The organism is Microcoleus sp. B7-D4 (assembly GCF_036705125.1).
Lineage (GTDB): Bacteria > Cyanobacteriota > Cyanobacteriia > Cyanobacteriales > Microcoleaceae > Microcoleus.
Map to the genome: position 1 here is coordinate 21,006 of NZ_JAUBTT010000052.1, position 18,516 is coordinate 39,521.

Annotated in this window: 20 protein-coding genes and 1 pseudogene; 10 read left to right on the plus strand and 11 right to left on the minus strand. The window is 43.9% G+C overall.

The annotated features are described in order from the left end of the window. Positions 1 to 258: 258 nt before the first annotated feature. Entirely contained in the window at positions 259 to 561 is a 303-nt protein-coding gene (gene rpsN, locus QUB12_RS20775) for a 30S ribosomal protein S14 (protein ID WP_333055623.1), read from the plus strand. A gap of 204 nt (positions 562 to 765) precedes the next feature. Here rpsN and QUB12_RS20780 read toward each other — a convergent pair whose 3' ends face one another. Further along, entirely contained in the window at positions 766 to 1,095 is a 330-nt protein-coding gene (locus QUB12_RS20780) for a hypothetical protein (RefSeq protein WP_332953433.1), read from the minus strand. A gap of 46 nt (positions 1,096 to 1,141) precedes the next feature. Between QUB12_RS20780 and aat the strand changes: the two genes are divergently transcribed. The 3 genes from aat to leuS all read left to right on the plus strand — a co-directional run bounded on the left by aat (position 1,142) and on the right by leuS (position 5,367). Continuing rightward, a complete protein-coding gene (gene aat / locus QUB12_RS20785) occupies positions 1,142 to 1,738 on the plus strand; it encodes a leucyl/phenylalanyl-tRNA--protein transferase (RefSeq protein WP_445252085.1) in 597 nt (198 codons plus the stop codon). A gap of 100 nt (positions 1,739 to 1,838) precedes the next feature. Continuing rightward, positions 1,839 to 2,561 (plus strand): Uma2 family endonuclease, encoded by a 723-nt coding sequence (locus QUB12_RS20790; RefSeq protein ID WP_333144980.1) that lies wholly within the window; start codon positions 1,839 to 1,841, stop codon positions 2,559 to 2,561. A gap of 250 nt (positions 2,562 to 2,811) precedes the next feature. Beyond that, positions 2,812 to 5,367: a leucine--tRNA ligase gene (gene leuS, locus QUB12_RS20795; RefSeq protein WP_333144981.1), complete on the plus strand. Its 2,556-nt coding sequence runs from the start codon at positions 2,812 to 2,814 to the stop codon at positions 5,365 to 5,367. 82 nt (positions 5,368 to 5,449) lie between these two features. On the opposite strand, the gene QUB12_RS20800 is transcribed toward leuS, so the two are convergent. Then, a complete protein-coding gene (locus QUB12_RS20800; protein ID WP_333144982.1) occupies positions 5,450 to 6,253 on the minus strand; it encodes a helix-turn-helix domain-containing protein in 804 nt (267 codons plus the stop codon). 171 nt (positions 6,254 to 6,424) lie between these two features. Between QUB12_RS20800 and QUB12_RS20805 the strand changes: the two genes are divergently transcribed. After that, complete coding sequence (locus tag QUB12_RS20805; RefSeq protein ID WP_333144983.1) at positions 6,425 to 7,429, plus strand: site-specific DNA-methyltransferase; 1,005 nt, start codon at positions 6,425 to 6,427, stop codon at positions 7,427 to 7,429. A 38-nt stretch (positions 7,430 to 7,467) separates the two neighbouring features. Then, positions 7,468 to 8,364, plus strand: a complete 897-nt coding sequence (locus tag QUB12_RS20810; protein ID WP_333144984.1) for an alpha/beta hydrolase — start codon at positions 7,468 to 7,470, stop codon at positions 8,362 to 8,364. 237 nt (positions 8,365 to 8,601) lie between these two features. Here the strand turns inward: QUB12_RS20810 and QUB12_RS20815 are convergent, their stop codons facing one another. Further along, positions 8,602 to 9,411: an SAM-dependent chlorinase/fluorinase gene (locus tag QUB12_RS20815; RefSeq protein ID WP_333308206.1), complete on the minus strand. Its 810-nt coding sequence runs from the start codon at positions 9,409 to 9,411 to the stop codon at positions 8,602 to 8,604. Between the two features lie 18 nt (positions 9,412 to 9,429). Here QUB12_RS20815 and QUB12_RS20820 point away from each other — a divergent pair, with 18 nt between their 5' ends. Continuing rightward, the gene (locus QUB12_RS20820) at positions 9,430 to 10,278 is read left to right on the plus strand and encodes a DUF3598 family protein (protein ID WP_333144986.1); all 849 of its coding nucleotides are present in this window, start codon (positions 9,430 to 9,432) and stop codon (positions 10,276 to 10,278) included. A 154-nt stretch (positions 10,279 to 10,432) separates the two neighbouring features. Here the strand turns inward: QUB12_RS20820 and QUB12_RS20825 are convergent, their stop codons facing one another. The 3 genes from QUB12_RS20825 to QUB12_RS20835 form a co-directional block, all read right to left on the minus strand. Then, the gene (locus QUB12_RS20825; protein ID WP_333308209.1) at positions 10,433 to 11,110 is read right to left on the minus strand and encodes a GIY-YIG nuclease family protein; all 678 of its coding nucleotides are present in this window, start codon (positions 11,108 to 11,110) and stop codon (positions 10,433 to 10,435) included. A 369-nt stretch (positions 11,111 to 11,479) separates the two neighbouring features. Continuing rightward, positions 11,480 to 12,343 (minus strand): aldo/keto reductase, encoded by an 864-nt coding sequence (locus QUB12_RS20830; RefSeq protein WP_333144988.1) that lies wholly within the window; start codon positions 12,341 to 12,343, stop codon positions 11,480 to 11,482. A 229-nt stretch (positions 12,344 to 12,572) separates the two neighbouring features. Further along, entirely contained in the window at positions 12,573 to 13,367 is a 795-nt protein-coding gene (locus QUB12_RS20835; RefSeq protein ID WP_333144989.1) for an ABC transporter permease, read from the minus strand. Between the two features lie 447 nt (positions 13,368 to 13,814). Between QUB12_RS20835 and QUB12_RS20840 the strand changes: the two genes are divergently transcribed. Further along, positions 13,815 to 14,888, plus strand: a complete 1,074-nt coding sequence (locus QUB12_RS20840) for a radical SAM protein (RefSeq protein WP_333144990.1) — start codon at positions 13,815 to 13,817, stop codon at positions 14,886 to 14,888. 502 nt (positions 14,889 to 15,390) lie between these two features. On the opposite strand, the gene QUB12_RS20845 is transcribed toward QUB12_RS20840, so the two are convergent. The 5 genes from QUB12_RS20845 to QUB12_RS20865 form a co-directional block, all read right to left on the minus strand. Then, complete coding sequence (locus QUB12_RS20845) at positions 15,391 to 15,513, minus strand: hypothetical protein (protein ID WP_333144993.1); 123 nt, start codon at positions 15,511 to 15,513, stop codon at positions 15,391 to 15,393. A 15-nt stretch (positions 15,514 to 15,528) separates the two neighbouring features. Further along, positions 15,529 to 15,726 carry a hypothetical protein gene (locus QUB12_RS20850; protein WP_333144994.1) on the minus strand — a complete coding sequence of 66 codons (198 nt, stop codon included), beginning with the start codon at positions 15,724 to 15,726 and terminating at the stop codon, positions 15,529 to 15,531. Then, entirely contained in the window at positions 15,723 to 16,019 is a 297-nt protein-coding gene (locus tag QUB12_RS20855) for a type II toxin-antitoxin system RelE/ParE family toxin (RefSeq protein ID WP_333144995.1), read from the minus strand. The genes QUB12_RS20850 and QUB12_RS20855 overlap by 4 nt, the downstream gene beginning before the upstream one ends. Further along, positions 16,016 to 16,306, minus strand: coding sequence for a hypothetical protein (locus QUB12_RS20860; RefSeq protein WP_333144996.1), 291 nt, complete (start codon positions 16,304 to 16,306; stop codon positions 16,016 to 16,018). Before QUB12_RS20860 ends, QUB12_RS20855 begins: the two co-directional genes overlap by 4 nt. Positions 16,307 to 16,638: 332 nt before the next feature. Next, the gene (locus tag QUB12_RS20865; RefSeq protein WP_333144997.1) at positions 16,639 to 16,815 is read right to left on the minus strand and encodes a hypothetical protein; all 177 of its coding nucleotides are present in this window, start codon (positions 16,813 to 16,815) and stop codon (positions 16,639 to 16,641) included. Between the two features lie 187 nt (positions 16,816 to 17,002). On the opposite strand from QUB12_RS20865, the pseudogene QUB12_RS20870 reads away from it, so the two are divergent. After that, a pseudogene (locus tag QUB12_RS20870) lies at positions 17,003 to 18,185 on the plus strand (RNA-guided endonuclease InsQ/TnpB family protein). A gap of 74 nt (positions 18,186 to 18,259) precedes the next feature. Further along, positions 18,260 to 18,454, plus strand: coding sequence for a hypothetical protein (locus tag QUB12_RS20875; RefSeq protein ID WP_333148313.1), 195 nt, complete (start codon positions 18,260 to 18,262; stop codon positions 18,452 to 18,454). The last annotated feature ends 62 nt before the right edge of the window (positions 18,455 to 18,516 follow it).

Consider the following 18,516-nt stretch of genomic DNA (forward strand, 5'->3'; position numbering starts at 1 on the left):
TGGAACAGGCATCTTGCCTGTTGCTAAAAATGTTAATTTATTGTGGAACAGGCATCTTGCCTGTTGCTAAAAATGTTAATTTATTGTGGAACAGGCATCTTGCCTGTTGCTAAAAATGTTAATTTATTGTGGAACAGGCATCTTGCCTGTTGCTAAAAATCTTGTTGACAAAAGAAATAATTCAAATAAAAGAGATCCAAAATGACAAAAATATAGTAAAATAGTAGATTGTGATTAATCTAAGGATATCAACAGATTATGGCTAAGAAGAGCATGGTCGAGCGCGAGAAAAAGCGCCAGAGACTCGTAGACAAGTACGCCGACAAGCGGGAAGACCTGAAAGACCAGTTTGACCAAGCTACCAATCAGATGGACAAAATGGCGATTCACCGCCAACTACAACAGCTACCCCGCAGCAGTTCGCGGACTCGCTTGCGGAACCGCTGCTGGGCAACTGGACGCCCCAGAGGTTACTATCGTGACTTCGGACTGTCTCGCAACATGATGCGAGAAATGGCTCACGAAGGTCTTTTGCCCGGTGTTGTGAAGTCTAGCTGGTAGCACGAAGAAAGAAGGAAGGCACGACACGGATGATGACACGGATACACGGATGATGTTTTTCTGAAATTGTCGTGTTTCTGGAGATTTATTCTAAAGAAAAAGGAAGAAGGAAGAAGGAAAAAAAACTTATAAATAATCGGCAAGATTATGTTTGGGGTTGATTCTTGTTTCAGACTTATGAGTTAAATTTTCCTCCTTCTTGCTTCACTGGCCACAGCATTTATCGATGCCTAGACTATCGAGTAACAAGTCGCTGACGGCATTGGCGATCGCAAATTCGCCGTAGAAGCTTTTAGAAAAATCATAGGCCTGCATTTCGGTGACGATCGCAATTACGAGGCTGCCCACGTCATTTTCGCCTTCCATACGCTGGCGAACATAGATTTGGGCAGCTCTTTTAGCTATTTGCTGGTTGGCTGCTTCTGGGATAAACTCGGAGTCTAGCCATGCCAGCAGCGTTTGTTGGAGCCATTGGCCTTCTTGTTCGGGGTTTTTGGCGGGCGGTAAGGTAATAGGTTCAATGGTTTCAGACATGATTATTCCTAATTGCTAATGTTGACTTTGAAAAGTTAACTGAGAAATGACAACTGATAAATATATGCAATATGATATACCGACAATTATACAAGGATATGCCCAAGGCTACTTCTTGATGGCAAATGACGGCGAGGAAAGTTTGGGGTGGTATTCCAGCCGACAGCGGGCGCTGATTCCCCTGGATGAAAGATTTACCTATCCGAAATCCCTGCGTCGCCAAATCAATCAAAATCGATTTTCGGTGGCTGTGAACCGCGATTTTGGGGCGGTGGTTGAGGGTTGTGCCGATCGCGAAACGACTTGGATTTCTAAGGAGCTCAAGAAGATTTACTGGGGTTTGTATGAGGCCGGTTGGGCTTACAGCTTCGAGACTTGGTGCGGGGACGAATTGGCGGGCGGTATTCTCGGATTGTCGATCGGCGGTGCGTTTATTGGGGAGTCGATGTTTTACCGAATTCCCGATGGTTCTAAGGTGGCGATGGTGAAGTTGGTGGAGAGATTGCGCGATCGATCTTATCTGATGTTCGATGCTCAAATGAACAATCCGCACTTGGAAAGATTCGGAGCTTATACTGTTAAGGAAAAACTGTATAACACTCTTTTGCAAGCAGCTTTGAAGCGCCGCTGTTTCCTATTTTGAATATTAGGTCAGTAGGGAAATGGCATTGCCATTTTAGGCTCGAATAGTGGGTTCAAACAATAGTATAATTAAGCTCATATACTTCTCGGAGACAACCACAATGCAAGTCACAACCGAAGAAATTATTTATCCATCCAGCGACGGTCAACCAATGGCAGACAGCACAATACAATACAAATTAATTGTCACAATCAAAGAAGGTTGCGAATCGCTGTTTGAAGATGATCCCAACGTGTTTGTAGCCGCCGATTTACTTTGGTATCCGGTTGAAGGTAGACCAGATATTTCTCAAGCGCCGGATACGATGGTGATATTTGGTAGACCAAAAGGCGAGCGACGTTCCTACATACAATCTCGCGAAGATAATATTGCTCCCCAAGTCGTCTTTGAAATTCGCTCCCACAACGATAGTAACACAAAAATGAACAAGAAACTTTCATTTTACTATCGTTATGGAGTCGAGGAGTATTACCTTTACGATCCAGAAAGAAATCAGTTAGAAGGTTGGCAAAGAATTGAAGGAATCTTAGAACCGATTGAACCGATGGAGGGATGGATAAGTCCCAGACTGGGAGTGCGGTTTGAGTTGCCAGAAGAAGGGTTAGAAATCTATCGCCCTGATGGAGAAAAGTTTCTTTCCTATTCCGAAATAAATGCAGAGCGGCTATTAGAGCGACGGCGCGCCGAACAAGAATTTCAGCGTGCAGAAGAAGCCTCGCAGCGCGCAGAAGAAGCCTCGCAGCGGGCCGAACAAGAAGCTCAAAAAGCGGAACGTTTAGCCGCCAAACTGCGCGAATTGAACATCGATCCTGATAGCATCTAAGCTCGAACTAGGAGAATAAACCCGGTTTGTCAAAGAAATCGGGTTTCTGGGGATAGCAGTTATTTACTTTTTTCAGGGCGAACGGGGATATTTGGCCGATCGCCCCCCAGCTCAAATTACCTATACTACAATATATAATACAGATATTCGAGCCAAAATCCTTGGCGCTCAGAAAAATCAGAATCGAAGCCCCTTGAATGTGTAAAAATACTGAAGCAAACATTACTAAACCCTGCACGGAGCAATTGTTGTGGATTCCAGATATAACCCCCAATCCATAGAAGAAAAATGGCAGCAGACATGGGCTGAGCAAAACTTAGACCAGATGCCAGAAGATACCCAAAAGCCTAAATTTTATGCCTTATCCATGTTCCCCTACCCGTCGGGAAACCTGCACATGGGCCACGTCCGCAACTACACAATTATTGATGTAATTGCCAGACTCAAGCGAATGCAAGGCTATCGGGTATTGAATCCGATGGGGTGGGACGCTTTTGGTTTGCCCGCAGAAAATGCCGCCATCGAGCGCGGAATTCCCCCGGCAAAATGGACGTATGAAAATATTGCCCAAATGAAAGGCTTATTTCGCCGTCTCGGCATTTCCTTTGATTGGACAAAAGAAGTTACAACTTGTTCTCCCGATTATTATCGGTGGACTCAATGGATTTTCTTACAATTTTTAGAAGCAGGATTAGCATATCAAAAAGAAGCGGCAGTTAATTGGGACCCGATCGACCAAACAGTCTTAGCAAACGAACAAGTAGATAACGAAGGACGTTCCTGGCGTTCCGGTGCCAAAGTCGAGCGCAAATTATTGCGGCAGTGGTTCCTCAAAATTACCGATTACGCCGAACAGTTATTAAACGACTTAGACAAATTGCCAGATTGGCCAGAAAGAGTCAAATTAATGCAAGCTAACTGGATCGGCAAATCAGTCGGCGCTTACTTAGAATTTCCGATTGTCGGAATGGATGAAAAAATCGCTGTTTTCACCACTCGCCCAGACACAGTTTACGGCGTCAGTTACCTTGTTTTAGCGCCGGAACATCCACTAACTCAGCGCGTGACAACCGCAGACAGAAAAGCGGCCGTAGAAACCTTCATCAAAGAAGTCGCCGCCCAAAGCGAGATCGATCGCACAGCCGAAGACAAACCAAAGCGCGGTATCCCCACAGGCGGCAAAGCAATCAACCCTTTCAACGGCGAAGAAATTCCCATTTGGATTGCCGATTATGTATTGTACGAATACGGCACCGGCGCAGTTATGGGAGTACCCGCCCACGACACGCGAGATTTCAAATTTGCCAATCAATATCAACTGCCAATTAAAGTAGTAATTGTGGATGATGATGAGCTGCCATTGAGCGAAGCTTACACCGAACCAGGAATTATGATTAATTCCGAAAGCTTCAACGGCATGGATTCAATTAAAGGCAAAGCAGCGATTATTCACCATGCCGAAAATGCAGGTTATGGCAAAGCCCGCATCCAATACCGCTTGAGAGATTGGTTGATTTCTAGACAGCGTTATTGGGGCGCTCCGATTCCCGTAATTCACTGTCCCACCTGCGGGACAGTACCCGTACCCGCATCGGATTTGCCCGTATTGTTGCCGGAAAATGTACAATTTACTGGCAAAGGTTCGCCCTTGGCAAAGATGGAAGAATGGGTAAACGTTCCTTGTCCGAGTTGCGGGACTGCGGCGAAGCGGGAAACAGATACGATGGATACTTTTATAGATTCTTCGTGGTATTTCTTGCGCTATCCCGATGCTCAAAATCAAGAGCAAGTCTTCGATACGGCAAAGACAAATGATTGGATGCCCGTAGACCAATATGTCGGCGGCATCGAACACGCAATCTTGCACTTGCTGTATTCGCGGTTCTTTACCAAGGTTTTGCGCGATCGGGGTTTGATCAATTGTGACGAACCATTTAAACGCCTGTTAACTCAAGGCATGGTGCAAGCAATGGCCTATAAAAATCCTGTTACTGGCAAATACGTTCCCCCAGCAGATATAGACCCCACAAATCCCAAAGATCCTCAAACTGGCGAAGCTTTGGAAGTCTTCTACGAGAAGATGTCCAAATCAAAATACAATGGCGTTGACCCCTTGCAAGTTATGGGCAAATATGGGGTAGATACGGCGCGGATGTTTATTTTATTCAAAGCGCCCCCAGAGAAGGATTTGGAGTGGGACGACGCTGATGTGGAAGGGCAATTTCGCTTTTTAAATCGCGTTTGGCGCGTGGTTACAGAGTTTGGTGCACCCCCCCCTGCCCCCCCTTCGCAAGGGGGGGAGAAAGAGGTTTTAAGTAAACCTGAGAAGGATTTGCGGCGGGCGATTCACACTGCAATTAAGGAAGTGAGCGAAGATTTGGAGGGCGATTATCAGTTCAATACTGCTGTTTCGGAAATGATGAAACTCAGCAATGCTTTGAATGATGCTAAATGTAAAGATTCGCCAATTTATGCAGAAGGAATTAACACTTTGATTCGCTTGTTAGCGCCTTTTGCGCCGCATATTGCTGATGAATTGTGGCACAATACTGGTAACAGTGAATCGGTGCATACGCAAACTTGGCCGAGTGTGGATGCTTCTGCGTTAATTACCGATGAAATTACGCTGGTAATTCAAGTTATGGGCAAAACTCGAGGCACAATTCAAGTGCCTTCTGGTGCTGATAAAGCTGCGTTGGAAAAGTTTGCTCGCGAGTCTGAATTGGCTAAGCGTCACCTTGAAGGTAAGGAGATTAAAAAGGTAATTGTGGTGCCTGGAAAGTTGGTTAATTTCGTGGTAGCTTGAGGGTAAAAATCGCTACCTGTAGGCAAGCTATCGTTTCTACACAAACACAACCTAATCCCCTTTAAACACTATCGGGCAACTATTATTTACTATAAGAGTAGACAAGTTGCCCTTTTTTTACTAACTTTAAGGGAATTTTAGGATTGTTTAGCGGCTCGTTTCTTAGCCTCACCTTTTCTTCCCATTCTTTAAATTTAGGTTCCAGCATTTCAGGTGTAAGTTTATAAATCTCTTTGAGAGTTATGCCTTCATACAGTCCAATATACCAAGCTTCTACTCGGCGATACTTGTCAAGTATAATTTCATTCAAATGATGGTGAGTAGTGACCCCACCGCTTCTATTGAGAGCAATATTTATTGTTTTAAGTTCGTATTCTTTTCCTTCAGCATCAATAGCATCGTTTCCTTCACGTCCAGGCGATATCCGCAGCCCTAAAAGAATTAATAACTGTAAAGTCTTTCCCCCGTTATCTTGAAAAATATCCGCAATACCATATTCACTAGCCAGATTTTGCAATTCTTGGATGCTTTTCATAGCATTTTCTAGCCGTTTAGCATCTGAAATGCGTTCTGCTTCCGTGGTAACAGCCTCTTCAACAGGCTCTACAACTGACGGAGAAACTGGTTCAGCTATTAGGGTGTTAATGAGAGCTGTACTTTCGCCGCTTTGGCTAAAACTGATTAAATAAGTAGCGGGTACATCGAGCGCTTCAGCTAGAGCGAAAATAACTTCAAAGGATGGCGATCTTTCACCGCGTTCCAATAAGCTGATATAGTCAGTAGTCTTGTCTATGAGTTCTGCTAACTCGTCCTGTGTCATCCTTTTTTCTCTGCGTAACTGACTTACCTTGACTGCAAATTGTTGTCTGGCTTCTTTGTAATTCATACCCCTCACAATTCATAAAAACGAACTGAAAGTTCGCTTTTTGAATGGTACGAAGAATTTATACACAAAACAACGAACTGAAAGTACGGATTTAGTAACACTGAGAGTACGGATTTTGATATAATGACAGTAGGCTGTGTCTTTTGTACCTTAAACTAATCTAAATTAAGCATGAGTAACATTTTGCCCGCTCCAATTTACACCACCCAATACGGTCAATCTTATTTGGGAGATTCTCTTCATCTCCTGAATAGTCTTGCTAGCAATTCTATAGATTTGGTGATTACATCCCCTCCTTTTGCATTGCAACGCCAAAAGAGTTATGGAAATGAGGATCAAGATTTATATGTTGATTGGCTGCTGGGCTTTGCTCCTGAAATTAAAAGAGTTCTTAAGGATACTGGAAGTTTTGTTATAGACCTTGGAGGTGCTTATCAGAAAGGAATACCTGTACGGTCGCTGTATAATTACCGCGTACTTATTAGGTTATGTGACGAATATGAATTTAAACTTGCTCAAGAGTTTTTCTGGTTTAATCCTTCAAAACTTCCATCTCCTATAGAGTGGGTGAATAAAAAGAAAATCCGGGCAAAAGATTCTGTGAATACTGTTTGGTGGCTTTCCAAAACGAATCAACCTCAAGCGAATATTACTAAAGTCAAAGTAGAGTATTCTGAGAGAATGAAAAAACTTTTGAAAAATGCTGATGAATTTTACACGCCCAAAGAACGTCCTTCCGGTCACAATATTAGCGATCGATTTGCCAAAGATAATGGAGGTGCTATTCCATCTAATTTGCTAGAAATTTCTAATTCTGAAAGTAATTCTCAATACTTGCGTTGGTGCAAAGAGTTTAATGTTAAGGCGCATCCGGCACGTTTTCCCCAAAGATTACCGTCATTTTTTATAAATTTTCTTACTGAACCGGGAGACTTGGTAGTAGATATTTTTTCTGGTTCTAATACTACGGGTTTTGCAGCAGAAGAATTATCAAGAAACTGGATAAGCTTTGAAAAAGAAAAACAATATGTTGCTGCATCAATATTTAGATTTTTGCCTCAAGAATCTTTTGGGCAAGCGGATACAATATACAACCAATTGTTAACTGAGGAAGCATCAGGATTGATTTTACCTCAAAATAGGCTAGTTTTTGAAGTTAATAATTATTGTTTTTAATTTGGCTAAACAGCCAAAATTTTATTTGAGTTACCACAATGCTCGAAATACAAAATAGATACAGACATTGTTTGAAGTTGCTATTTTTAATAGGAAAGATTTGGGCGATCGCCTACATTGCTTCCTGTATACTCTTGTTTTTTCTGCAAACTCGTTTGATCTTTCAGCCAACACCTACAATCGCCAAAACACCGGATGCTTTTAACATCCCTTACCAAGAAGTTTGGTTGCCAGTTAAGGGTCGATCGCGCAAAATTGAAAAACTTCACGGTTGGTGGCTGCCCGCCGCAAATCGAAAATCATTAGGAACTTTATTGTACCTGCACGGCAGGGGTTTGAACATCGGTGCGAATATCAGTCAATCTTACCGCTTTCGGCAATTGGGTTTTTCTGTATTGCTGATTGATTACCGGGGTTACGGCCGCAGTCAAGGCAGTTTTCCGAAGGAATCACAAGTATATGAAGATGCTGAAGTTGCTTATAATTATTTAGTTAAGCAGCGGCAATTGTTGCCTAGCCAAATTTTATTTTACGGTCATTCAATGGGAGGTGCTGTTGCTATTGAGTTAGCAATCAGGCATCCAGAAGCTGCTGGCTTGATTGTCCACAATTCGTTTACTTCTATGGTGGATATGGTGGAAAATAATGCTTATATGCGATTTTTTCCGGTGCGGTTGTTGCTGACGCAAAGGTTTGATTCTCTGGCTAAGGTCAAATCACTGCGAATGCCGATTTTGTTTGTTCACGGGATTGCCGATCGTTTTGTTCCTGCTACTATGAGCAAAAAGTTATATGCTAGTTCTCCTGAATATAAAAAAATTTTGCTAGTTCCTAATGCTAGGCACAATAATGGAGATGCTTTTTTTAATAATCCCGAATATCGCCAAACTATTGTGGATTTTGCCGAAAAAGTAATCGATCGAAAAAAACTATGACTTACGCACTCCGCCTTCATAACCGGGTTTTTCACCGCATCTGCTGGTTACAACAAAGTTTTTTCGTAAAAAACCAGGTTTCCGAGCACCCATGCGTATAGCGGTTCTCAATAAAATGAGGTACACACCGCTCACAACTGATGCCCTATGCCCTATGCCCTATGCCCTATGCCCTATGCCCTATGCCCTATGCCCGCGAGAGCACCTCATGTTACTGAGAAAGGCTATAAGTCCTATTTAATTGTTAGTTTCAAAAAGTAATTGCACGATCGCTCCGCATTCCAATTTTAATACAGATTGAGCGCTGCCGCCATTAACGGCAATTTCTACCCAACCGTCAGAACCAGTTATGGCAATTAAATCGCCCGGTTCGGTGTCGCTGTAGGTTTTACCGCTGGGGATGCGAATTGCATCAGAACTATTGCTAATTGTCAATGACCAATTGTTACCTATAATGCAATTATTCGGGATATTAGTAATTAGATTGCCAAAGCGATCGACATATTGAATGCAGCCTGCTGCACCTGTGGCTGTAACGGCACAATTTGGTATCTCTAACTCTACTAAACTTGCAGGGTCGATCGCCCCTCCCAAGTCTTCCAACGCCACCCCGTTGGCCAAGTGAGCGCCCGCTGCTGCAAAAATATCGCGACCGTGAAAAGTGCTGCTGGGTTGAGGTGTGCGCCAGTATTGAGAATTCGTGAGTTCGACAGAGGATCTCGCACTTTCCCGACTCAACACCCCGCTAAACAACCCGTTATCCGGCCCGACAAGAAAGCAATTAGCACATTTAATCGCAACAGGCCGTCTCTTGCTTCCCACCCCCGGATCGACGACAGCAATATGTACGGTTTCCGGCGGAAAATAAGCAAAAGCAGTCATCAAACAAAACCTCGCCGCCGCAATATTTTGAGAGGGTATTTGGTGCGTAATGTCAATGACTTTTAACTGCGGGTTAATTTGGGCGATCGCACCTTTCATCACTCCCACATAAACATCGCTTAATCCAAAATCCGTAAGCAGAGTTATAATTCTATTTTTAGACATATATCCAAAGGTAAAAATATGGTATCACAATGGGAAAACTTTCTGCAAAACTTGGGAGAATGGCACGGTTCCTTCACTCAGCTATCAACGCGAGGAGAGGTACTTCAAGATACTCCTAGCATTATTTCTCTCGAAGGCTTCAATGACAACAAAACAGTGCGATTGAAACTGCGTCGGTTTTCCCCAAATCCTAGCGGTGTCGGCGAACCGGAAGTCAGCGAACTTGTTCGAGAATATCAAAGTTTGGGACGAGATATCCTATTTTTTGAGAATGGAGCTTTTTCTCAGGGTACTATTCAACTAGCGCCTTTTTCAGAGTGCGGTGCCGAGTTGAGTTTTATCTACAATTATCGTCGGTTGCGCTTCCCTCTGACATACAATACCGACGGCAATTTATCCAAACTTATCTTAATTCGGGAAAAGCAGCTTGATAAAAATGTCCCCGAACGTCCGCCTTTAACTGTTGAAGATTTGCTGGGAGAGTGGGAGGGCGAGGCCGTGACAATGTATCCTGATTCGCGTTCTCCTGACTTTTCTTCTACCAATTTACAATTGCATTTAGAAAGTAGCGATCGCCTAGTGCACAAAATCACTTTTGGCAGTAATGCTAGTGTTATCACTTCTAGCGCCACCATAGACGGTTCAGTTCTGCACTTTAACGAAGGTGCTTCACCCGTGCAAGTTGTGCTCCTTCCTGACGGCGGTTCTTGCACTTTACCTGTCAAGATTGAATCCAGAAAACCTATATTTTTCGAGGCCGGTTGGTTGGTAGAACCTGACTTGCGGTTTCGGATGATTCGCAGTTACAATGAGCGGGGTGAATGGGTAAGTTTGACTTTAGTTAAAGAACGAAAAATTAGTCATTAGTAATTTAGTCATTAGTCATTAGTCATTAGTTAGTAGGGGCGGGTTTTACCCTAAATATTTATAGGTAACTCAGGAAATAGATAAACCCGCCCTTTGGATTTGATGCTCTTCCAGTCCACTTTACGGCGGAGGAAAGTTTATGTAGCAGCTAATTTTATTCGCCGGACTTTGTTTCCTGGGTTTGCGATTGAATCACCGCACTCCAATCATCATTGTTAACAGCCGCTTCCAAATCCTTAGCGCGTTCGCCGTCATTTTTGGCTGCTGTTTCTAACTCTTTGGTAAGACTAGAATCTGCCATTGCTTTACGCAATTTCAGCTTCTTTTCCTCATAAGCTTTTTGTTCCTCAGCAGACATTGCCGATCGCGCTGCTTGGCCTACCGTAGCCGCCCACATTTCGCTTTCAGCATCGTTTCCAGGCGGAATGCTGCCAATTTCTGCTATCCAAGCATCCCGCAAACTTTCCATTTCTTCCCGCTTCGGGAATTTGAAAGTTTGCACGCGCAGGAAAGCACAATTTTCTGCGCCATTTTGGGCGATGTGACCGTTGATTGAAAGCAGGATATTTCGCGAATAACCTACATACTGAGTGTTGCGGGAAGTGTCCATTACAGCGTAAACGCCGGCGACTTTCGCGTTAGTTGCCAAATCGCGCCATGTATCGATCGAGATTACTTGCGTACCGTCATTTTCTAATTCAGAAAGAGTCGCTGCTGCGCTGTGTTCTGAGTCGGAACTGTATAAAAAGTTGTGCAGTCCTTCATGGGCGACAGGTACGTTTTGATGTTCAATTGCTACGTCTCGATCGGCATTCACTTGATTAGCTTCCATTAAACTCAATTCCTCAAAAAATGTCAACTTTACTCATTAAATCTCACTTTCAAGGGCGGGTTTTCCAACCCACCCCACAATAAAGTTCTCTTTGTGGAACAGGCATCTTGCCTGTTCTATTGTTTTTTTTGCCCTTATATAGCAATCCTAAATGAGATGTAGGGGTAGTGCTAAGAGTGCCTACCCCAGCATCATGGGGGCAACCACGGGGGGTTTGCCCCTACAAGAATTACACAAATGATGCGAGGATTGCTATAGCGGTTCTCAAAAAAGTGAGGTATGCCCACGGAGGCCACGGAGGCCACGGAGGCCACGGAGGCCACGGAGGCCATGAGTACCTCATATGAGAGATCGAGAGGCTATATATACTTAACTTACGGCAATTTGTTGCAATTCCTCGTCAGTCAATTTAACTTCGAGCGCCTGCACAGAGTCCTCAATACTCGATACTTTGGTCGCACCGGGAATCGGAACGATGCAAGGCGATTGGGCCATCAACCAAGCTAATACTATACAGTAAACTGAAACGTTTTTTTCTGCTGCTAATTTGGCGATCGCGGGCATATCTTGCAAGCTGGTGACGCGGCGGCTTCCTCCCAAAGGACTCCAGGGAAAAAATGTCAGTTTTTCGGTTTCGCAATATTCCAGAACCCCGTCTGATTCCGGCTGTCTGTGCCACGGATTGTACTGATTCTGCACGGAGACAACTTCTACTGTATCGCGGGCACGTTTGATCTGCTCTACAGAAAAGTTGGACAATCCAATAAATCGAATCATTCCTGCTTCTACTGCTTCTTTTGCAGGTGCTAGGGCTGCTTCGATGGTATAAGCGGGATCTGGCGAGTGGTACTGCCAAAGGTCGATCGGTTCCTTGCCGCCCAATGCTTCAAAACTTTCCCGAATTGTCTTGCGTAAATGGTGGGGGTTGCCATTGCGCGTCCACGCACCTTGAGGCCGCATTAAGCCGCCTTTAGTGGCGATAGTAACGGCGCGAGTATCTCCGGTGTACTGTTCCAAAGCTTTGGCAATCAACTGCTCGTTGTGGTGTTTATCAGATTGATCTTGGCAGTAGGAATCTGCTGTGTCAATTAGGGTGACACCCAAATCGAGGGCGCGGTGAATTACCGCCATTGATTGATCTTCGGGGGGCCGGCCGCTTAAGGACATTGGCATACATCCAAGACCGATCGCGCTGATAGTAAAATTACTGTTACCCAGTTTTTTTCTTTTCATTGGTTTGCCTTCTTGTGCGTGGTTTATTTCCAGTTTACATTTCAAGGATAGGTTGAGATATTACATTTATTTAACTATCTATCTAAGTAAATAGACAAAAATATTTTTTAGATAAGCTGTTTTGCCTTGAAAATGTATATTTCACTTCTCTATTCCCCAGGTGTCAAATCCTCTCCCTCTCAAACATAATAGACAATCTAGATGTGCAGCCGCTTACCTACCTACTTAACTAGCTGGAAGCGCTGGTGTAAAAGCGGAGTGCAAATTGCCAGAAGTAGCGGGAGAAAAATAACAGCCCGATCGCCAATATTCCCGCCCCTGCGATCCAAACGATTTCACCTCTCCCCAGCATGGCTTCTGCAGGCACAGTCGTCAAGAAGGCAACGGGAACTACGAAGGTGAAGAAAAATCGATAAGCTGCGGGATAAGCTGCCATGGGAAATCTACCCGCTTCTAACAATCCTTTGAGGACTTCGGTAACATTGTAAATTTTGACAAACCAAATGCTGGTGGCCCCTAACATAAACCATATACTGTAAAGAGTAATAGTTCCGAAGAACAGCGGTATTGCTGTTAAAAAATAGTTGCCGATTGCTACTCCCAATTTGTTTCCAGCATACAACAGCAATACGATGCCCAAGATTAAATCTGGCATTCCCCAAGGCGAAACTGTGTTTGCAGATAGCCAGAATTGGGAACTGATGGGTTTGAGGAGTACGAAATCGAGAGTACCTTGCTGGACTCGATCGACAATACGGCTGAGATTAGGTGCTAGAAACGTTGACGAAAACCCCTGCAAAACCGTAAAAATGCCGAGTACAACTAAAGCCTCTTCCCATTTCCAGCCCGAAAACGTGTAGCCGGTACGGTAGAACAAAAATAGCCCAAACAAGCTGCCAGTAAGATTTCCGAGGCTGCTGATGGTCGCGAGGACAAAGTTGATTCGGTATTCTAGTTCCGCTGCGATCGCCGCACCCCAGAACATTTTCAGTACGTGCAAATATCGTCCCATGTTTATAGCCATTTTTTGCCGTGTAAATACTTAAATTCCCATATTGTAAAGCTTGTGTGAAGTTAACTGCTGTACTGGCTACTCATTTCACTATAACAATAAATTATTGATACCGCTTGCCTACGTAGTTTTACTGACAAACTGTATTAAGTTATTTAACCAATTTTAAATATAAATTACAATTATTAATTAAAGTCAATCTTAAGCCCATATATTTTGGCAATTATTAAGCCGAATTCATGTCTTCACACAAAGCCTCGCTTGATACATTGGAAATACTAATATGTTACAAGTTTTAATATTATAAATATTTCAAAAACATCTAGCCATACCCAAACGCAACACTTAGGATGGGGCATACGTACTCAAAAGGAATACGTAATCAGGAATGCGTAATTATACGCACAAAAGAGGGATCGAGGAATTGACCTAGCTAACAACACGTAAGGAAAAAAAGACATGGATGCTTTAACATTATCGAGACTGGGCGTCAAGCACACCAAGAGTGCAGTAGCCGAATCGCTGCGGATCAATACAGGATACGACGTGACAAGCCCAGTCACTTTTTACGGGATTGTCAACGAGCGCTGCAATGTTAAATGCCGCCAGTGCGAGTATTGGCGACTCAAAGAATATAAAGACGAAATGACGATCGAAGAATGGCAAAATGCCCTCTTGAGCGTCAAAGACTTTGTGGGCGAATTTTCAATCAACTTTAGCGGCGGCGAACCTTATATTAAAAAAGGTTTTCTAGACTTGCTGGCCTTTGCGAATAAAAATGGCATTCACGCCGGCGTCACCACCAACGGCTATTGCATGACCAGGGAAAACGCAGCCAAAACTGTCGCTGCTCGTCCTTTTAATGTGAATATGTCCGTTGACGGGCCGAACGCAGAACTGCACGATTATTTGCGGGGTCAACCCGGATTGTTCGATCGGCTTTCTAAAGGAATCGGCTATCTGCGCGAAGAACAAGAAAAACAGAACGTCTTGTTTCCGATCAACGTCAAACCGACAATGAACCGACTCAATTTCCGCCACCTCCCGGAAATAGTCACCTGGGCTCAGGGAATTGGGGCGACGACGGTGAACTTCCAATCCGTCAACCGCTGGACGCCAGAAACATACGAGGAATTGTGGATTGAAAAAGAAGACATGGAGGAATTTTCACAAGTAATCGAGCGGCTAATTGAAATGAAGAAGAACGGCGCTCCGATTATGAACAGCGATGAAGTGTTGCGATTGATGATTCCTCACTTTGCCGAAGAAACAGCTCCTGATTCAACTCGTCCTTGTCGCGTTGGACTGCGAAATTACTGGATTGATACGCGCGGCGATGTGAAATTGTGCGATGAGTTTCCGGTGATTGGTAATGTGAAAAACGCCAGCGCCCGCGAGATTTGGTACGGCGAAAAAGCTCAGGAAGTCCGCCGCGATACTTTGAATTGCGGCAAGCTTTGTCTGATTACTTGTGTTTCGCAGAAGACGATTTTGGACAAGGTGAAAATGGGGATGAAGTTATTAAAGAATTGAGGTTTGACCAGTGTTAATATTGCTTCTGTTCATGGTGGCCGGGTTTTATCAGAAACCCGGTTTTTTGTTTAATGAATTGTATTCCTGTTCGGTTGGGCTAAAGGATGCGGGAATGCCGTTTCCCTACGAATACAATGTTTTGTATCAGTCGTAGGGTGGGTGACGGTGAAAAATCATTGCACCGCAGCCCTTTACTAAGCTGTTCTGCATTTAAATTGTCTGTCAAAAAACAATCTAACTCTTGTGGGGTGGGCGTCCCGCCCGCCCTGAATATGCAATTTAAAGGCGCGACAGCTTATTGACTCTCACGCACCGCTTTACCTGGGCAATATTTTTCTTACCAGCCGCAGGATTCTGGGGGATATTTTTCTCGCCAGCGGCAGGCTACCCAGTATCAGCAGGCCGAATATTAAACCGAAAAGCAAACTCCAGATAATCGTCGCGGTGAAGGGATGAAGCGGGAGGGAAAAATCGGGTTGCTATTTAATCGGTGTATCTTTGATTAGGGGATAGCTGACCCAAAAGATTTGTCCGCCGCCGATCGCAGTTCCGACAAAAATATGATATTCTCAAGTTGGCGAGATCGCTTTTTCTCTTTGTCTTCCTTCTTCCTGCCGATTTCCATTTGTTCTCGCTCGCGCTAACATTCCCTCTCTTGCTGCTCCCGGTTCAATTCCACCTGTGCGATTGCCACCATCCCGCGAATTGTGGATGTTGTGTGCTGGAACAAATCTTGATTAGGAATCAGGTAGTTTAAGTATTTTTCAATATCCCTTTCCATGCCAAAAGAGCGATCGACCTTCCCAGACACAATAGCGAGCGCATTGCTTTTACTCAATCAGTATTGAAAACATCCTGCAAGTTACGATAACCACTAATAACGCGCAAAATCTCAATACCATCACCAACTATTTGATAAAAAATGATGTATCCCATCAATGGCACACCACGTAAACTGGGAGAAAATTGTGAATACGATCGCCCCAAATATGGAAACTGTGCAATCTGCTGACATTTTTTACCAAATCCTTCCACAAAGCGCTCTCCTGCATCCACGCTTTGCGCCAAAAAGTAATCGGAAATTTCGGATAAATCTCGACTCGCTTCGAGCGTAATAAGCAAGCGATTCATGCTCTTAATTCTCTGGCTTTTTTCACTTTATCTCTAAGTTGAGCTAATACATCGTCTGGATTGAGCAACTCACCCCGTTGTGCTTGTTCTCGTGCTATATCGATTTTCTTCCCAGTTTCTTGTACCCACGCTAAATAGTTTGGGTTGTTGCCGTCATCGGATAAAGTAACATCATCGATTAATAACAGCAAGGCTGTGTTAATTGCTTCTTCAAGGGAGGGATATTGACCGTGCTTTACTAAAGCTTCAAGGACTTGGGTTTGCTCTTGGCTCAAGGTGATTTGCATTGTTACCTCGGATGGGGGCAAGGGTTGGACAATACTTCTACTGTATCGTATTTTATTACAAAAATGCGTGAAGCGAAGCTATCCCGTAGGGAATCGCTCTTGACTGTGGCAGATAGAAAAAGGCGATCGCCCGCGCATTGAGAAATAGAAATAAAGGATCTCGTCCTTTCCATATCAAAAAGAGCGATCGCCTGGGGGTTGAATTAGTAGGTTAGTCGATCGCACTAGCTCTACTTTTTGCCCAAAAAATGCCATTACCAACTAAAAGTTAAAATCTGTCTCGATCGGCAACTACTTACCGCGCCCTGGCTTACAGTCTGCAAAGCCCAACGCTAAGCGAGTCGATCGAGACAACTGGCGATCGCCATTTCCACGACAGCTTCGATGGGATACTCAATAGCCGCCGCGCGGGTAATGAGGGCGATGCGGATGCGATCGGGTAGGTAAGCGAGGATGGATTGAGCGTCAGCCGGAATTTGGCGGGCTGCTTGCGGTTGTCCGTCGCTCATCAAGATTGGGAGCGATCGCAACTGAGCGCTGCTAATCTGAAGGATGCTATTATAGATTAACAGTTACCAAGAAACTGGGTCTAAAGCCCCGTCCTTATAGGACGGCTTTAATTATAAGTAATATGAATAATTATTAAATATACAGACTTGTAAGTAAAAGTTTTAGCAAAAGTGAGAGACTATTCCAATGATAGTTTTAGAGTTTAAGTTGAAGGGCAAAGCGGAACAATATCGAATCATAGACGACATGATTCGGACGGCTCAATTTGTCCGAAATAAAACTCTTAGACACTGGGTAGACAATCAAGGAATTAAGTTAGTAGACCTGTACAAACAATGCGCCGTGATGGCGAAAGAGTTTGAATGGGCAGGCAAGCTTAATTCGATGGCACGTCAGGCTTCCGCCGAACGTGCCATTTTTGCTATACAACGTTTCTTTGCTAATTGCAAAGCTAAGAAACCAGGAAAAAAAGGCTACCCGCAGTTCAAGAAATACACCCGATCTGTGGAATATAAAACTTCGGGATGGGAGCTTTCTACCGACAAGAAATGTCTAACATTTAAAGACGGCTTTGCTGCCGGAAAATTCAAGTTAATTGGTAGTCGGGATTTGCATTTTTATGCGCCTGGTGAGATTAAACGAATCAGAATTGTGCGCCGCGCCGATGGATACTACGCCCAATTTTGCATCAATGTGGAGAGGAAAGAGGAACTTGTTCCGACTGGTAAAGCCACTGGGATAGACGTTGGGTTAAACCACTTCTATGCTGATAGCGACGGCGAAACAGTTCCTAATCCTCGGTATCTCAGAAAAAGCGAAAAAGCTTTGAAGAGATTGCATCAGCGAGTTTCTCGGAAAAAGAAAGGTTCCAAGAACCGAAAAAAAGCGATTAACAAGTTAGGAAGAAAGCACCTGAAAGTCAGTAGGCAGCGTAAAGACTTCGCCATAAAGACGACGCCCGGCGTGGTAAAATCTAACGATTTTATAGCCTACGAAGACCTTCAGGTGCGGAACATGGTGAAAAACCATAAGCTCGCTAAATCAATTAGCGATGCAGCTTGGTCACAAACTTGATCATTATTTGGAATATTTTGGAAAAGTGTATGGCAAAACAGTTATTGCTGTTCCACCACAGTACACTTCCCAGGATTGTTCAAACTGTGGCAATTTAGTTAAGAAAACCCTGTCAACTCGAACCCATATTTGTGATTGTGGTGCGGTATTAGATCGCGACCATAACGCCGCAAAAAACATCCTAGCAAAAGGGTTGAAGCAAACAAAAATCAATTTAAATACGGTGGGGCACACCGGAATTCACGCTGGGGGACAGACCGATCTCTACTTGCTGGTGGTAGCAAAACAGAGATAAGTTCGACTGGCTGATCCAAGAATCCTCGTGCCTTTAGGCCGAGGAGTGTCAATATGTCTTTATAGGTAAATGACATGAACGCTAAAGAATTGCTCCTTAAAGAAATGGATAATATCCCCGAATTTATATTAGAAGAAGTTTGGGATTTTCTGCAATTTCTCAAAGCAAAGTATGATAAAGATAAGTTAGAAGCAAGCCTGCTGAGTGAATCTTCTTTGCAAAAAGACTGGTTAAGATTAGAGGAGGATGAAGCATGGCAGAATTTGTAAAAGGTGATGTGATAGTTGTTCCTTTCCCATTTTCAGATTTAACACAAGCCAAGCGCCGACGC

Bases quoted from the DNA above. Each gene is read 5' to 3' on its own strand.
- QUB12_RS20805 (WP_333144983.1), top strand. From the start codon at position 6,425: ATGAGTAACATTTTGCCCGCTCCAATTTACACCACCCAATACGGTCAA.
- QUB12_RS20780 (WP_332953433.1), bottom strand. From the start codon at position 1,095: ATGTCTGAAACCATTGAACCTATTACCTTACCGCCCGCCAAAAACCCC.
- QUB12_RS20840 (WP_333144990.1), top strand. From the start codon at position 13,815: ATGGATGCTTTAACATTATCGAGACTGGGCGTCAAGCACACCAAGAGT.
- QUB12_RS20830 (WP_333144988.1), bottom strand. From the start codon at position 12,343: ATGAAAAGAAAAAAACTGGGTAACAGTAATTTTACTATCAGCGCGATC.
- QUB12_RS20790 (WP_333144980.1), top strand. From the start codon at position 1,839: ATGCAAGTCACAACCGAAGAAATTATTTATCCATCCAGCGACGGTCAA.
- QUB12_RS20820 (WP_333144986.1), top strand. From the start codon at position 9,430: ATGGTATCACAATGGGAAAACTTTCTGCAAAACTTGGGAGAATGGCAC.
- QUB12_RS20875 (WP_333148313.1), top strand. From the start codon at position 18,260: ATGAACGCTAAAGAATTGCTCCTTAAAGAAATGGATAATATCCCCGAA.
- QUB12_RS20865 (WP_333144997.1), bottom strand. From the start codon at position 16,815: ATGAGCGACGGACAACCGCAAGCAGCCCGCCAAATTCCGGCTGACGCT.
- QUB12_RS20855 (WP_333144995.1), bottom strand. From the start codon at position 16,019: ATGAATCGCTTGCTTATTACGCTCGAAGCGAGTCGAGATTTATCCGAA.
- QUB12_RS20800 (WP_333144982.1), bottom strand. From the start codon at position 6,253: ATGAATTACAAAGAAGCCAGACAACAATTTGCAGTCAAGGTAAGTCAG.
- rpsN (WP_333055623.1), top strand. From the start codon at position 259: ATGGCTAAGAAGAGCATGGTCGAGCGCGAGAAAAAGCGCCAGAGACTC.
- QUB12_RS20810 (WP_333144984.1), top strand. From the start codon at position 7,468: ATGCTCGAAATACAAAATAGATACAGACATTGTTTGAAGTTGCTATTT.
- QUB12_RS20825 (WP_333308209.1), bottom strand. From the start codon at position 11,110: ATGGAAGCTAATCAAGTGAATGCCGATCGAGACGTAGCAATTGAACAT.
- aat (WP_445252085.1), top strand. From the start codon at position 1,142: ATGACAACTGATAAATATATGCAATATGATATACCGACAATTATACAA.
- QUB12_RS20835 (WP_333144989.1), bottom strand. From the start codon at position 13,367: ATGGCTATAAACATGGGACGATATTTGCACGTACTGAAAATGTTCTGG.
- QUB12_RS20860 (WP_333144996.1), bottom strand. From the start codon at position 16,306: ATGCAAATCACCTTGAGCCAAGAGCAAACCCAAGTCCTTGAAGCTTTA.
- QUB12_RS20845 (WP_333144993.1), bottom strand. From the start codon at position 15,513: ATGGAAATCGGCAGGAAGAAGGAAGACAAAGAGAAAAAGCGATCTCGC.
- QUB12_RS20815 (WP_333308206.1), bottom strand. From the start codon at position 9,411: ATGTCTAAAAATAGAATTATAACTCTGCTTACGGATTTTGGATTAAGC.